This window comes from Protofrankia sp. Cas8 (assembly GCF_963555845.1).
In the GTDB taxonomy this organism is placed as follows: Bacteria; Actinomycetota; Actinomycetes; order Frankiales; family Frankiaceae; genus Protofrankia.
This window is the reverse complement of record NZ_CAUVXI010000162.1, coordinates 1-12,948: the sequence shown is the minus strand read 5'-3', so window position 1 is coordinate 12,948 and position 12,948 is coordinate 1. Positions and strand designations below refer to the sequence as shown.

General features: G+C 67.1%; 17 protein-coding genes. 10 read left to right on the top strand and 7 right to left on the bottom strand.

What is annotated here, in order from left to right; genetic code table 11:
• Positions 1-16: 16 nt before the first annotated feature.
• Positions 17-844 (bottom strand): MBL fold metallo-hydrolase, encoded by an 828-nt coding sequence (locus tag U9977_RS19875; protein WP_322750794.1) that lies wholly within the window; start codon positions 842-844, stop codon positions 17-19.
• 529 nt (positions 845-1,373) lie between these two features.
• Here U9977_RS19875 and U9977_RS19870 point away from each other — a divergent pair.
• From U9977_RS19870 to U9977_RS19850, 5 genes are all read left to right on the top strand, one after another.
• Entirely contained in the window at positions 1,374-3,089 is a 1,716-nt protein-coding gene (locus U9977_RS19870) for an AMP-binding protein (protein ID WP_322750793.1), read from the top strand.
• 120 nt (positions 3,090-3,209) lie between these two features.
• On the top strand, positions 3,210-3,998 hold the full coding sequence (locus U9977_RS19865; RefSeq protein ID WP_322750792.1) for a ferritin-like domain-containing protein: 789 nt from the start codon (positions 3,210-3,212) through the stop codon (positions 3,996-3,998).
• Between the two features lie 62 nt (positions 3,999-4,060).
• Positions 4,061-4,321 carry an acyl carrier protein gene (locus U9977_RS19860; protein WP_322750791.1) on the top strand — a complete coding sequence of 87 codons (261 nt, stop codon included), beginning with the start codon at positions 4,061-4,063 and terminating at the stop codon, positions 4,319-4,321.
• Positions 4,318-5,178 carry an SAM-dependent methyltransferase gene (locus U9977_RS19855; RefSeq protein ID WP_322750790.1) on the top strand — a complete coding sequence of 287 codons (861 nt, stop codon included), beginning with the start codon at positions 4,318-4,320 and terminating at the stop codon, positions 5,176-5,178. Before U9977_RS19860 ends, U9977_RS19855 begins: the two co-directional genes overlap by 4 nt.
• 17 nt (positions 5,179-5,195) lie before the next feature.
• Entirely contained in the window at positions 5,196-6,077 is an 882-nt protein-coding gene (locus U9977_RS19850; RefSeq protein ID WP_322750789.1) for an acyl-ACP desaturase, read from the top strand.
• A gap of 64 nt (positions 6,078-6,141) precedes the next feature.
• Here U9977_RS19850 and U9977_RS19845 read toward each other — a convergent pair whose 3' ends face one another.
• Entirely contained in the window at positions 6,142-6,414 is a 273-nt protein-coding gene (locus U9977_RS19845; protein ID WP_322750788.1) for a hypothetical protein, read from the bottom strand.
• A 313-nt stretch (positions 6,415-6,727) separates the two neighbouring features.
• Between U9977_RS19845 and U9977_RS19840 the strand changes: the two genes are divergently transcribed.
• Both U9977_RS19840 and U9977_RS19835 read left to right on the top strand, forming a co-directional pair.
• The gene (locus U9977_RS19840; protein ID WP_322750787.1) at positions 6,728-7,174 is read left to right on the top strand and encodes a hypothetical protein; all 447 of its coding nucleotides are present in this window, start codon (positions 6,728-6,730) and stop codon (positions 7,172-7,174) included.
• 123 nt (positions 7,175-7,297) lie between these two features.
• Complete coding sequence (locus tag U9977_RS19835) at positions 7,298-7,552, top strand: hypothetical protein (protein WP_322750786.1); 255 nt, start codon at positions 7,298-7,300, stop codon at positions 7,550-7,552.
• A gap of 161 nt (positions 7,553-7,713) precedes the next feature.
• Here U9977_RS19835 and U9977_RS19830 read toward each other — a convergent pair whose 3' ends face one another.
• Complete coding sequence (locus U9977_RS19830) at positions 7,714-7,956, bottom strand: hypothetical protein (RefSeq protein WP_322750785.1); 243 nt, start codon at positions 7,954-7,956, stop codon at positions 7,714-7,716.
• A gap of 403 nt (positions 7,957-8,359) precedes the next feature.
• Here U9977_RS19830 and U9977_RS19825 point away from each other — a divergent pair, with 403 nt between their 5' ends.
• Positions 8,360-8,764, top strand: coding sequence for a hypothetical protein (locus U9977_RS19825; RefSeq protein WP_322750784.1), 405 nt, complete (start codon positions 8,360-8,362; stop codon positions 8,762-8,764).
• Between the two features lie 420 nt (positions 8,765-9,184).
• Here the strand turns inward: U9977_RS19825 and U9977_RS19820 are convergent, their stop codons facing one another.
• Together U9977_RS19820 and U9977_RS19815 are read right to left on the bottom strand one after the other, a co-directional pair.
• Positions 9,185-10,357, bottom strand: a complete 1,173-nt coding sequence (locus U9977_RS19820) for an S-adenosylmethionine:tRNA ribosyltransferase-isomerase (RefSeq protein WP_322750783.1) — start codon at positions 10,355-10,357, stop codon at positions 9,185-9,187.
• Positions 10,357-11,169 carry an SDR family NAD(P)-dependent oxidoreductase gene (locus tag U9977_RS19815; RefSeq protein ID WP_322750782.1) on the bottom strand — a complete coding sequence of 271 codons (813 nt, stop codon included), beginning with the start codon at positions 11,167-11,169 and terminating at the stop codon, positions 10,357-10,359. Before U9977_RS19815 ends, U9977_RS19820 begins: the two co-directional genes overlap by 1 nt.
• Positions 11,170-11,276: 107 nt before the next feature.
• On the opposite strand from U9977_RS19815, the gene soxR reads away from it, so the two are divergent.
• Complete coding sequence (gene soxR, locus U9977_RS19810; protein WP_322750781.1) at positions 11,277-11,759, top strand: redox-sensitive transcriptional activator SoxR; 483 nt, start codon at positions 11,277-11,279, stop codon at positions 11,757-11,759.
• Here the strand turns inward: soxR and U9977_RS19805 are convergent.
• Positions 11,702-11,950: a hypothetical protein gene (locus U9977_RS19805; protein WP_322750780.1), complete on the bottom strand. Its 249-nt coding sequence runs from the start codon at positions 11,948-11,950 to the stop codon at positions 11,702-11,704. The two genes, soxR and U9977_RS19805, sit on opposite strands and share 58 nt — an antisense overlap.
• Positions 11,951-12,029: 79 nt before the next feature.
• On the opposite strand from U9977_RS19805, the gene U9977_RS19800 reads away from it, so the two are divergent.
• Positions 12,030-12,191, top strand: coding sequence for a hypothetical protein (locus U9977_RS19800; protein ID WP_322750779.1), 162 nt, complete (start codon positions 12,030-12,032; stop codon positions 12,189-12,191).
• 5 nt (positions 12,192-12,196) lie between these two features.
• Here the strand turns inward: U9977_RS19800 and U9977_RS19795 are convergent, their stop codons facing one another.
• Positions 12,197-12,703 carry an NUDIX hydrolase gene (locus U9977_RS19795; protein WP_322750778.1) on the bottom strand — a complete coding sequence of 169 codons (507 nt, stop codon included), beginning with the start codon at positions 12,701-12,703 and terminating at the stop codon, positions 12,197-12,199.
• Positions 12,704-12,948: the final 245 nt, after the last annotated feature.

Here is a 12,948-nt window from a genome sequence, read left to right as displayed (position 1 = left end):
TAAGTTCGGGAACCGGTCAGGAGGCCTGGACGTCGAACCGCGCGGCCGGTGCGGCAAGGTGCACCGGCCCGCCGAAGACGCGGCTGGCATCGGCCTGTCTGGCCTGCAGCCAGCCCGGGTCGCCAGAGATGAAGTGGGTGAGCACGAGCTGGGCGACGTCGGCGGTGGCTGCGGCCTCACCGGCATCGGTGGCGCTGAGGTGACCGTGCGGTCCGTCGTCGGTGACCTCCAGAGTGGCTTCGGCGAGCAGCAGGTCGACGTCCCTGGCCAGCGGAATCAACGCATCGGTCCGGCCCGTGTCCCCGGTGTAGGCGAGCGTTCCCGCCGGGCCGTCCACCCGGACTCCACAGTTGGGAACGGCGTGCCGCAGGCCGTGCATGCTGATTTCGCAGTCACCTGCCTTGAACACCTCACCGGCGGTGTACTCCCGTACGTCGAAGGCGATGTCGAAAGCCTTGTCCAACATGGGAATGGTCGCTACCGGAAACAGTTTCGCAAGCTTGTCCAGAGTCGCCCGACCGCCGGTCGGCACGTACAGTGGAATCGGTGGACGCTCGATGTCATCATCGGCATCCGGTAGGTTCTCCAGGTGGTGTCCATACCGGGCGCGCCCGCTCAGGAGAGCCTTTCCAATGGGCAACAGATCATAGCAGTGATCCGAATGAAAATGACTGATCACAACCGCGTCCAGCATCTTCGGATGGCCGATCGCACTGAGCGCCAGGGCAACTCCCGGACCGCAGTCCAGCAGTATTCTGGCACCTTCCGTGCTCACCATGTAGCCTGAACTGCTCTGACCGCCGGCTGGCATTCCAGAGCGACAGCCGAGGACCGTGAGATGCATTGGAGAGACGTCCGATCTTTTGAAATGCCGAAATTAACGCCGCACTTTCTGAACGTAAAATTCACTCGTTCCAGCGATGGTGCTGGTCAATCATGGATTTGGCAACCAGCAGCTGCCACACGCACGATTGCGAGGACCAATCGCCGCGAGCTGAACCGAGTAGAAATCCCGGCTACGTCGTCGGGCCGGTCGCAGCCCTGACCGGTGGTCGCCGATCCCGGTTGGGATCGGGCGGGCTCGGCAGCACCACCCGGAGCTGATGTGGTGGTCAGACCGGGGGGAGCGGGCGGTACGCTTTTGCGAATTCGAACAGAACCCGCCGTCCGCTCGGTGAACGGACCGCAAAGCGACCACAAAAGTCATTGGAATAATCGCCGACGGCATGCGCGTCCACCTACGGTCGATTGCCATTTCGAATAGATCAATACAACCGGAAGACAAGTATTGACAATACTCGTACCATCGACAAAAAATTTCGGATGATGACGGTGTTCGCCAGGTCGACCTTCATGAGGCAGGGAGAGACCGCATGCTCGCCGGCACGTTGCACGAAGCACTTGACCAGATGGCCGCGTACCGCCCTGACACGCCCATCGCCTTCCCGTCCGAGCCGGCGACGATTTCGCTGCACGACCTCGCGGAGTCGTCGCGGTCGATGGCCCGCGCATTGACCGAAGACGGTGTCGGGCCCGGCAGTCGGGTCGGTATCTTCAGTCAGAACGCGCCCGAGTTCCTGCAGGCCCTGTTCGCCATCACCCGGACCGGTGCAGCCGCGTGCCCGTTGCCGCTACCCAACGCCGCCCGGGACCTGCGCGGGCACGCGAACCGGCTGGCACGGATCTCATCGGTCGCAGGGATGCGTCGCGTGGTGGTCTCGTCCCGGTTCCGGGCCCTGGCCGGTCGTTTCAGCGAGGCCATGGGCGAGACCACGTTCGTCTGCGCCGAGGAGCTGCGCTGCGGCGCGACCTCGCCGGGAATGCTACCCACGGTGGCGCCGACGGACCTGGCGATCGTGCAGTTCACCTCCGGGAGCACGGCGGCGCCCAAGGGGGTGCAGCTCACCCACGCCAACGCGCTCGCGGGTATCGAGGCGATCAGCGAGGGCATCGAGCTCGGCCCGGGCGACAGCGGCGGTATCTGGTTGCCGCTCTTCCACGACATGGGACTCTTTGCCACCCTGTGCGCGATCATGCGCGGGATACCCATGACGGTGTGGTCGCCGACCTCGTTCGTGAAGGATCCGGCGCGGTGGCTGGACGAGTTCCTCGCCTGCGAAGCCACGATCTCCAGCGCCCCGAGCTTCGGCTACGACCAACTGACCGCGGCCGTGTCCGCGGATGACGCGGCCCGACTGAACATGCGGCGCTGGCGGATCGCCTTCAACGGTGCCGAACCGATCGCGGTCTCCTCGATCGAGCGTTTCCTTGAGCGCTTCGCACCGGCCGGCTTCGCGCCCGAAACAATGTTCCCGGTCTACGGTATGGCCGAGGCGACCCTGGCAGTCACGTTCCCCGCGCTCGGCCGGGCGCCGGTGTCGGTCTGGGTTGACCGCGACCGGCTGGCCAATGCGGCGTCGGCCCACGAGGTGGCACGTGGGCACTCCCAGGCCCGGGGCATCGTCGGCGTGGGCCAACCCGTACGGGGCGTGCAGGTGCGGATCGGCGACGCCGCGGGCACCGGTGTGTCCGCCGATGACCACCGGGTCGGCGAGATCGAGATCCGTGGGGACTCGGTGACGTCTGGTTATCTAGAGGGCCAAAGAGCGCGCGACGATCGTCAGATCGCGCGCCCGGCGGGCAGCGAGACCGACCCGTTCACATCCGACGGCTGGCTGCGCACCGGTGACCTGGGGTTCCGCCGAGGTGAGGAACTCTTCGTCACCGGACGCCGCAAGGAAATGATCATTGTGCACGGAGCGAACTTCTACCCCGAAGACGTGGAGGGAATCGTCCGCGACATCCCCGGAGTGTTCAAGCGCCGCTGCGTGGCGGTCGCGGAACGAAACGGCGACGGCGACGGCGACGGCGACGGCGCGGAACTGATGACGCTGCTCGCGGAGACGAGTCTGGAGGACCCGACCGCCCGGGACCTGCTCGCAGCCGACCTGCGCGCGCAGGTCATCGCCACGCTCGGCCTGTCCGACCTGGCAGTGCGCCTGGTGGCGCCCAGTTCGCTCCCGCGTACGTCGAGCGGGAAGTTCCAACGCCTGGCCGTCCGCGAGCAGGTGCGCCACGCCACGGCCTGACGCCGCGGGGCCGGCCGCGCCGATCCGGCATGACCAAGCCGACGTGCTCCAGCCCCGCGACCAAGCCCCGTGACCAAACCCATGTGATCAAGTCGGCATGATCAAGACCGAGGGAACCCGATGCACAGCTATGACGTCTTCCGGCAGTATGAGCGGCACCAGTGGCGGCTCACCGACCTCCCACTCGACCAGATCGATCGTGACCTGGTGCATCCCGACCACGTCGCGATGGCCCGCAGCGCGGTGATGGGCGAGGCGAACTCGATCGCGGCCCAGCACGGCTTCCTCAACGAATTCGTCGACGACTACGACTTCTCGGCCTTCGTGGCGATCTGGGGATACCAGGAGCTCCAGCACCATTACGCCTTCCGGGCCTGGCTTGCGGCCCTCGACGTCCCCGTCGACACCGCCCCGGTCGACGCGATGCGTGAACCGTACGCTCCCGGTACCACACCGGCCGCCACCCTGGCGACTAACATCGTCTCGGAACTGACGGTGAACCACGTCTACCGGGCACTGTCGGACTGGGTCACCGAACCGGTACTGAGAACAATCATGCGTACTGCCAGCCGTGACGAGGCCGCACACGCCCGTGAGTTCATCCACTTCACCCGTCAGCGGCTGGCGGCGCACCCGGACGAACTGCCGTCGGTTCTTGAGACGCTGTACGTCTACACCTCTGACACGCGGATCAAGCATCCGGTGAGCGTCTTCAAGAGCGAGCTACCCGAACTTCTCGGCCACGAGACGATCGACACCGGGTTCGAGTTCTTCCTGCAGCAGGTTGCCGGCGACGGCGAGCTCGACCGCCTCCAGGTGAAGATCCGCCGGGCCTTCGGCACCCTGACCGGTCTGGACCTCGGCAGCGGCGCCCGCATCCGGCGGGCCCTGGCTGACTCGCTGGCATGACGCTCGCTGGCATGACGCTCGCCGGCATGAACCAGCCACCCCCATCCCCCGAAGGAGCACTGATGTCCGTCAGCCATGAGCAGATCGTCGCCACGGTCACCGGGATCGTGACCGAGGAACTGGGCCTTGCCGCCGCCGGCGTGGCCCCGTCCGCCGACCTGCGGTCGATGCAGGGCGCGGACTCGGTCAAGGTCCTCCGGATGATCGCCAGGATCGAGCGGCACTACGACGTCGAGCTGGATGACGAGGACGTCTTCGGTCTCTCGTCCATCAACGACGTCGCGCTGGTGGTCGCGGGTGCCCTCGCGCTGGATCCAGCGTGACGGCGACCACGGCGACCAACGCGGCTGCCGCCCTCGCCGACACCAACCAGCACTACGACCTCGATCCGGAGATCTTCGGCCTGTTCCTGGACTCCTCCCGTAAGTACAGCTCCGGCCTGTACCGATCACCGTCGGACACACTCGCGCAGGCCCAGGTCAACAAGCTGCACTTCGTCGCGCAACGCCTCGGTCTGCGCGGCGGCGAGCAGCTGCTCGACGTCGGTTGCGGCTGGGGTTCGCTGCTGTTGTTCATGGCCGGTGAATACCGGTGCCAGACAGTCGGAATCAGCCCGGCGGGACGCCAGCACGCCTACATCCGTAACCGTTCCCACGAGCTCGGGGTGGCCGAGCGAGTCACCACCGTGCAGGGGCACTTCGAGGAGACCGACTTTCCCGCCGGCGGCTTCGATGCGGTGACGATGCTCGGATCGATCGTGCACATGCCTGATCTGACCGCTGCGTTCAGTCGGGCACGGGCGCTGCTCCGGCGCGGCGGCACCCTGTACGTGTCGGAGAGCTGCTTTCGTAACACGGCCGCCCACACCACGTTCCACCAGCGCGCCGGCACCCGGTTCGTCGGCGACGCCATCTTCGGCTGGGGAGACCTGCGGCCGGTGTCCGAGCTGGTCCGCGGTGCCGAGGACGCCGGCTTCTCCCTGACCAGCCTCGACGACCTGACCGGGGACTACCGGCAGACGATCGACGACTGGCTGACCAACGTCCGCGCCGCCACCGCCGACATCGAACAGATCAAGCCCGGTCTGGCGGCCCAACTCGAACGCTACCTGGAAATCGCCAACGCGGGATGGGGATACACCACCAAGCACTACGCCCTGACGTGTCGGAAAGCCCGATGACCCCGTCAGGAGAAACGATGGCCGTCATGGACCCGACCGGCACCCCGCCTGCGTCCCGGCGGGAGGCAAGCCCGCTGCTACCCGCGGCCGACATCGAGCAGGCGGTGACGTCGTTCATGGCCGCCGCACCGACCGCGCGCCGTTTCGATGTCGAGACCGACTTCAGCTGGGACGCTGCGGACTGCGGGATGCTGACCGACGGGCAGCGGTCCGCGGTCCGCTTCATCACTATGATCGAGGACCACCTGCCCGGCTACTTCGCCCTCTACAACCAGCGCTTTCCACTGGACGACCAGGTCAGCCCCGAGGACTTCGTGCGCAACCGGGAGCTCTACCACTTCACGGTCCGCTGGGCGCAGGAAGAAGACAGCCACGCCCGCGCTCTTTTCCGCTACCAGGTAGCGTCCGGACTCGCCGAGCCCGAACAGCTGCGCCTGGATCTTGCCGCGGAAGGACGACGGCCGTTCACTCTGCCCTACGAGCATCCGGCCTCGTACTTCGCTTACACCCTCGTACAGGAGAAAGCGACCCAGCTCTACTACCAGGGGCTACGCGCCGTTGTCACCGACGAGGTCCTACGGGAAATCCTGAACCGGCTCGGCCGGGACGAGGCCCGGCACTTCACGTTCATGGCTGACATGGTGGAACGTTACCTGCGCACCTACGGCGATGCCGCAGTGGAACCGATCCGGGACGTGATAGCGCAATTCCGGATGCCCTTGGCAGACACGATCAAGGGCTACTGGCGCTGGGCGCTGCGGATCGCAGACACCGCGCGTTACGATCATACCGACGCCTACGAACACCTGATCCGGGTGATAAACCACGCAGTCGATGCCCGCTCGGATCGTGTGAACGAGCTAACCCAGTTCATCGCTGCCTGCCGCACCACCACTTAGAGCCTGTCCGCTGGATCTTCCTTCCGACCCACCACGCCCGGGCTGCCGGCTGGGACCGACCGAATCATGCCACCCATCGTACCCGACAGGTTCGCGATGGGAGATGGAAGCGGACCGCGCCCACGAGGTAGTCATCCCACCGGCTCCTGTGGGCATAATCGTCGGCCGCGGCCGCGCTCTCGAACAGAATCGCCACCTCGGCGACACTGGACCGGTCGTTACCGGCGAAGCGGACAGCGGCGTATAACGGCTGGTCCGCCGTCGGCCCCGGCGGCGGATGCGCCGCCGGATGCGCCGCCGGCTTCGGATGCGGCTTCGGATACGGCTCTGTGCTCATCGGCAACCCTCCCGATCGCTTGCCCGCCTGAGGCAACTGCGACAATCGATGAGCGGCCCGACGGCGTCATGCCTGTCCCACCGCCAGCGCACGTTCTGCCCATCACCCAACAGTCAACATTGCGGCCATGGCAGAATTCAGCACCTGTACCGGGCAGATTCCGAGCGCAACGCCGGCACAAAACCGGGTACGGGAACACGTAGAAGACTGGTAGCTGGCAGGAAACTGGCAGGAAACTGGCAGGAAGCCGGCGGGAGCTGGTACCGAGGACGGTCCGCGCAGGTCACATGGAAGGGAACGACCGAACCATCCGATGGACACCGCCACTGTGCAACAGATTCACCACCAGCTCGTGCGGATACTCCGCCGCGGAGGCCGGCCCGCCGAGCTCATCACGTACACGCCGGAGTTCATCGACCTGGTCTGGCCCGCCGAGGTGGGCATGCCCCGCCAGACACTCCACGACCGCGCGATCCACACGCATCGCCTGCTCACCGCAGCCGTCGCAGCCCTGGACAAGCCGCACAGCGAAGCTACCGGGATCATGCTGTGTCTGTGGCCGGGCACCCTCGCCCTCACCCTCGACCAGCGCCGCGAACGAGCCGCCCGCCTCTTCGGCGTCCAACCGGGTACGTTCCGCCGGCCGGCCCACGAGGGGCACCTCATGCTCAATCTTTCCCTGGAGATCTACCTACGCGTGCGGGACCGTCACGACCGGCGGCGGACGCACCCCACTGCGGAACACGGTGGCGTCATCTGAGTAGCAGTTAAATAACAGCGTGCTACCAATCCGGTAGAATCACCAGACAGACGACCTGGACAACTGGTAGCTACCGTTCACGCGGGGATTGCCAGGACGGCGTAGAGCGACCACTATCGTCGCGTGCTATCCCATGACGAGGTGCTTGCCATCACCGACCCGGTCGAACGGGCCGTCGTAGCAAACGATCTGATCTGGACCAACTGCGACCGACGTACATCATTGCGCACTGTACGTAGCCAGGCGCTTCGCGAAGCAGTTGAGTCCGGCCGGACAAGCCAGGAGATCGCAGAGCGGCTGCGCGTGACCGAAAATGACCTCACCTGGATGACCAACGGCACCGTGTCGACCCCGCGGGTCAGCGTCCGGGCAACCTGACCCCGGCCCAGGTCACGGACCGGTGGTCGACACCGGTAGAACACCACCATCGATCGCACTCCATCCACCGCTTCGCGCTGCACGGGGACACCGCTGTCCTCCGCCTTGCCGACCGCCTTCTTGATCATCGTGCACATCGACCACTATCCACCGGACAGGCCCTAGTCGTCGCCACGCAATCGGTCGGTTCCGACCTGGGGTGGGTCCAGCCGCCGGGCCGCCGGCCGGCGCAGCAGAACGAGCGAAAAGCCGTAGATGGCCAGGTAGCTGAACACCGCGGCAAGCGCAAGCGGGTCCAGCGACCCGGCAAAGGCAAAGGCAACCAGCAACAGGACGCCGCTGCCCAGCCCGATGAAAACAGATCGCGGTATATTTATGATAAACGAGCCAGAACGTCCGGGCACCATTTTATGCCGTTCCTGGAACAAAGCCGTCTCCGGTCGCGTGGCAGCACGGGCAAAAGCGGCACATCCACAGTCCAGCCAGGCCGCCGACGGCCCTGCGGAACACCGTGGACACACCTGGCTTCATATACCCCCTGGCCCGGCCGAAAAGCCTGTGAGCCCGATTCAGATCTCCTGTCCGAGCCGCCAGGCACGTTTTTCTTCGACACTGCGGAGCATACCGCGACGTGATGGTGACACACCGCATCGTCGCCGTGAAAAACGGTGGTCACGGCAATCATGCCAATAATTTCAATCCGGACATCGCCGTCGCGGCAATGCCGATGAATCGGGATGACGAGCGTCAGCTCGTCACCGACCGCCGTCCGCAGGCGGCGGCTTTGATGCCGGCGACGGGGATGTCGTGGCAGGCGGCGGCGGCGGCGGCGACGCCGGCGCCGTTGCGCTGGGAGCCGGGGTCGCCGTGGCCGGATCAGATTCCGGCTTCTGGGTCGACGCGACCGGCGCCGGTGTTGGTGCCGTCGCCGGCGCTCCCGCATGGTCCGTGCCGCTGGTGGCCGACCCGCCCGCAGCCGCGTCGGTGCTGGTGGCAGGCTGGGTGCCGGATGCGACCGGCTCATCGGCACGCGGCGTCAGTGCTGCGGCCGGGGCGAGCGCGATGCCCGGCGGAGCGCCGATGACCGAGGCCGCCACATCACCTGCGGTGGCCGGCGGGACCGCGGCGTTGCCATACGGCGACGCGCCCACCACCACAGCGGCGATACCGGTGCTGGGCGGAGCGGCCTGCGTGCCGTCCGCGGTCACATAACTGATCGTCCCGCCCAGGACAGCGCCGATCACAGATGTCGCCAGAAAGACAGTTCCAAACATTCGCCCAGTTCCGTCGACCATCAGGGTCGATCGCTTCATCACAATGCTCTCCTAGCTGACCGAAGGCGATATGATCATGCCCCTCTTCGCGGAGGCGACAGAATGATCGATCCTACCGGTATACCATCGACACCCACGATGCGGGCGATGTCGGGCGGGCCGGCCAACGTCGCCGGAACACCGAGGAGCGAGCTTTCGGTACTATCCGCCCCGGATTCCCGGAGCAGCCCTTCGAAGGAATCGTAAATACCATATAACGGAATTTCGTGCCCGCTTTTCCAGACCACCTTCGGGCAATACATCGGTCGATTGTCCGGCGTCGGTGGCACTCCCGGCCGGCCTTGCGATCAGCGCAGGATCACACCCACTGATCTGTCACGGGCGCCATATTTTCTCCGCTGTCTTCTGCGGAAGACAGCGGTCGGTGCCGCCGTGGCAATAGCAGGGCGCTGTCCCCGAACTCGTGCCAAAGGTAGCGCTCACCGACCGCCTCCTGGTAGGCCCGCCCCACGAGATCCGCGCCGGCAACCGCCTCCAGCAGGAGCAGGTGCGAGGCGCCCGGAGCATGCCAGCCGGTGACGAGGCCGCTGACAACCCGGGCCGGACGCTCCGGCCCGAGTACCAGATCCGTCCACCCCTGCCCGGCCCGCACCGTGCCGTCGGGCCGGGCGACCGTCTCCAGCGCACGGGTGACCGTCGTGCCCACCGCGACGACCCGCCGGCCCGCCGTCCTGGTCAGGTTGACCAGCCGCGCGGTCGACGGCGGAACACGAAACGGTTCGGCCGACGGCGGTTCACCCTCCTGCGGTGAGGACACGCCGGTGTGCAGGGTCACCGGAGCCATCGATATTCCGGCAGCGATCAGGGACGTGACCAGTTCGGTTGTGAAGGGTCGCCCCGCACTGGGCATCTCCGCGCTGCCCGGGTCGTGGGCGAACACCGTCTGGTAGGACTCCAACGGCCACCGACCGGTCACGTAGCTATACGTGATGGGCCGGCCGTGCGTGGCCAGGAAAGCGCTTACGCCTCCTTCGACGTCAACCTGTGCCCGCCACAGCCGGTTACCCGCGACGCCGCCATCCACGCGGGCAGCCTCGGAGCAGGGAGCCACAAGTGTCAGGGACGCGCCCGCGGGCAGGCTGACCTTCTCGTCGGCGACCGCGTCCCAGACCGGCCCCGTCGCCGGTCCCGACGGGCGGAGTTCCACCACCCAGGAGCCATCGTCCAGAGCAGTGGAGAAGTGGACGACGACAGCTGGGTCCGCTGTCCTCCCGTCCCGCCCCACTCCCCTGCGCCCGTCGCGCCGACCGTCAACGGCTGCGGCCAACGTTGCGGAGGTATTGACGACAACGAGATCGCCAGGTTCGAGAAAGTCGGTCAGATCGGCGAAGCGGGCATGACGTACTCCCAGCTCATCCGCAACCAGCAGTCGGACGCCGTCGCGCCGCAGACCTCGTGCTTCCGGCGGCATGGTCGCGCTTGCCTGCGCCGGCAGCACGAACCGGGTCCGGGCAACGGGACGCTCCGTCATCACGACACCGGCCCGACGGCGGTGTCAACCGCGGCAGTGTCACCTACAGCGGTGGCGTCACTCACAGCGGTGGCGTCACTCACAGCGGTGCTGTCACTCACGCGGTAACGGCCGCTGGCCGGACGCTCATCGACCAGCCGTAGCAGAGCAGGTACCACGGTCTCCGGCGCGGGCCGGTCGCTGATGTCCTCCCCCGGGAATGCCTGCTGATGCAGCTGTGTGCGCATGTCGCCGGGATCGAAGGAATAGGCGCGCAACAACGGCCGCTCGACGGCGAGCACCGCGGTCAGCTGATCCAGCGCGGCCTTCGCCGAACCGTACCCGCCCCAACCCGGGTACGCCTCGACGGCCGCGTCCGAGCTGACGTTCACGATGCTGCCGGCGCTTTCGGCCAGCAACGGGAGCATGAGCTGCGCCAGCGCCAGCGGCGCGAACACGTTGACGTCGTAGACACGCGCCAGTTCGTCGAAGGGGTAATCGGCAAGCTCGGGCTGCGGACTCGGCCCCAGCACGCTCGCATTGTTGACAAGCAGATCGAGGCGGCCGTGCTGGTGCACGGCGGCGGCGAGAGCCGTCCGGTGTCGCGGATCCGCGACGTCGCCGGGGATGGTCGTGACTGTGACGTTGGGACGAGTGACGTTGGGACGAGTGACGTTGGGACGAGTGACGGCGGCCGTCAGCTCCCCGGCCACTGTCTGCAGGGCGTCGGCGCCCCGCGCGTCGATGACGAGCGACCAGCCCCGGGCGGCGAGTGCCCGGGCGGTTGCCCGGCCAAGCCCGCGGGATGCTCCGGTGACGAGTGCGACCGGCATGAGGTCTCCTTTTGCCGTGGCAGCAACTGAACGCCATACTGGTAGTTGAAGTTAGCTTTAAGTCAAGAGATCCGATCGGATCGGCACCCGGATCCAGGGAGGCACCGATGCTGTCCACGGACCTGCTCACGGTCGGCGAGGTCGCTCGGCGCAGCGGCTTCGCAGCGTCGGCACTGCGCTACTACGAACGTGAGGGGCTCCTCAGCGCCGCACGCACGTCCGGTGGACAGCGCCGGTACGAACGTCACATTCTGCGCCGGCTCGCCTTCATCCGCGCCGCACGCAACGTCGGCCTCAGCCTCGACGAGGTAGCCGCGGCGCTGGCGGAGCTACCCGGTGGCCGAACGCCCACCAAGGCGGACTGGACAAAGCTGTCCCGCGGTTGGCGCACCCGTCTCGACGACCAGATCACCGCGCTGACAGCCCTACGCGACGGGCTTGACTCCTGCATCGGTTGCGGATGCCTCTCCCTGCAACTGTGCGCGATGTCCAACCCGGCCGACGTCGCGGCACGCAAAGGTCCCGGCGCCGCCTACCTACCCGCCCGCCTGCGCGAGCCGACCGAACCGGTCCGGCGTCCGCATCCGTAGTCGTGGCGGCCGCATCCGTAGTTGTGGCGGCCGTAGTCGTAGCGGCCGTAGTCGTAGCGGCCGTAGTCGTAGCGGCCGTAGTCGTAGCGGCCGTAGTCGTAGTCGTAGCGGCCGTAGTCGTGGCCGCGGCGAAACCTCAGTCGATCCCGGTCCCCGGCCCGTCCCCCGTCCCTGGCTCGGCCGCCTCTCAAGGATGTGATTCTGGTGCTGGTGGAGCAGCATGAGATCCACATCATTCGGCTCTGAGGTGAGGATTACCGGTGGGGCGGGGTGGCGCTGCTCGTCGGTGGCGTGGGCGTGGGCGTGGGCGTGGGCGTGGGCGTGGGCACCACGATGGTCATCTCCGTGCTGGACCGGCGCGCCGAGATCGGCCTACGCCGTGCGCTGGACGCCACCCACGGGCACCTACGACCGCACCTGTACCCGCAGTGACAGCCTCAGGCGAAGGCGGACAACGCGCGCCGGGCGTAGTCCGCCACGGGCAGGGTCGCCAGCAGGTCCGACGACACCCAGCGGACGTCATCGGTGGAGCCCGCGACCTCCGGGCGGGGTTCGCCGTCGAACAGCGAGACACGATAGATCATCCGGATCGTGTGCACCCGTACCCGGCTGGGCAGCACCGAGACGTCGGACAGGACGGCGCGCAGCGCGGCGGCCCGCACCGTCAGGCCGGTCTCCTCGACGAACTCACGGGCCAGGCCGTCCTCGGGGTCCTCACCGAAGCCGAGCCCGCCGCCGGGCAGGAACCACTGGCCGGCCAGGTGCGTGCTCGGCGCGGCCCGCACCAGCAGAACGCGTCCGTCGCCGTCCCGGCAGAGGCCATAGGCGGCGATCCGCTGCCGCCCGCCGGTCTCAGCCGGATGACCGTCGGCATCGGCATGGCCGGCGGCGTCGGCATGGGCATGGGCATCGGCATGGGCGTCAGCGCCCGGCAACACCGTCACCGAGAACCACAGGGACAGTGACGACGACACGGGGGATACAAACGGTCATGAGCCTGCACGCCTTCGACAGTATTTCCTCCGGGAGGACCCCTGCGGACCACCGCAACATCGGCGGTGTGGTGTGCGCCATGCGGGTCCGTCACGGCTCCGGTTCGGCGTCCTCCTTGGCCACAGGAGGACCATCGAAGGACGGGGTCGTCCACCACGGATAGAAGGTGGGCAGGTCACGGTTGGTGCGCAGGGTG

Coding starts and splice junctions, on each gene's coding strand:
- U9977_RS19870 (WP_322750793.1), top strand. CDS start 1,374: ATGCTCGCCGGCACGTTGCACGAAGCACTTGACCAGATGGCCGCGTAC.
- U9977_RS19815 (WP_322750782.1), bottom strand. CDS start 11,169: ATGCCGGTCGCACTCGTCACCGGAGCATCCCGCGGGCTTGGCCGGGCA.
- U9977_RS19820 (WP_322750783.1), bottom strand. CDS start 10,357: ATGACGGAGCGTCCCGTTGCCCGGACCCGGTTCGTGCTGCCGGCGCAG.
- U9977_RS19860 (WP_322750791.1), top strand. CDS start 4,061: ATGTCCGTCAGCCATGAGCAGATCGTCGCCACGGTCACCGGGATCGTG.
- U9977_RS19865 (WP_322750792.1), top strand. CDS start 3,210: ATGCACAGCTATGACGTCTTCCGGCAGTATGAGCGGCACCAGTGGCGG.
- U9977_RS19850 (WP_322750789.1), top strand. CDS start 5,196: ATGGCCGTCATGGACCCGACCGGCACCCCGCCTGCGTCCCGGCGGGAG.
- U9977_RS19875 (WP_322750794.1), bottom strand. CDS start 844: ATGCATCTCACGGTCCTCGGCTGTCGCTCTGGAATGCCAGCCGGCGGT.
- U9977_RS19845 (WP_322750788.1), bottom strand. CDS start 6,414: ATGAGCACAGAGCCGTATCCGAAGCCGCATCCGAAGCCGGCGGCGCAT.
- soxR (WP_322750781.1), top strand. CDS start 11,277: ATGCTGTCCACGGACCTGCTCACGGTCGGCGAGGTCGCTCGGCGCAGC.
- U9977_RS19840 (WP_322750787.1), top strand. CDS start 6,728: ATGGACACCGCCACTGTGCAACAGATTCACCACCAGCTCGTGCGGATA.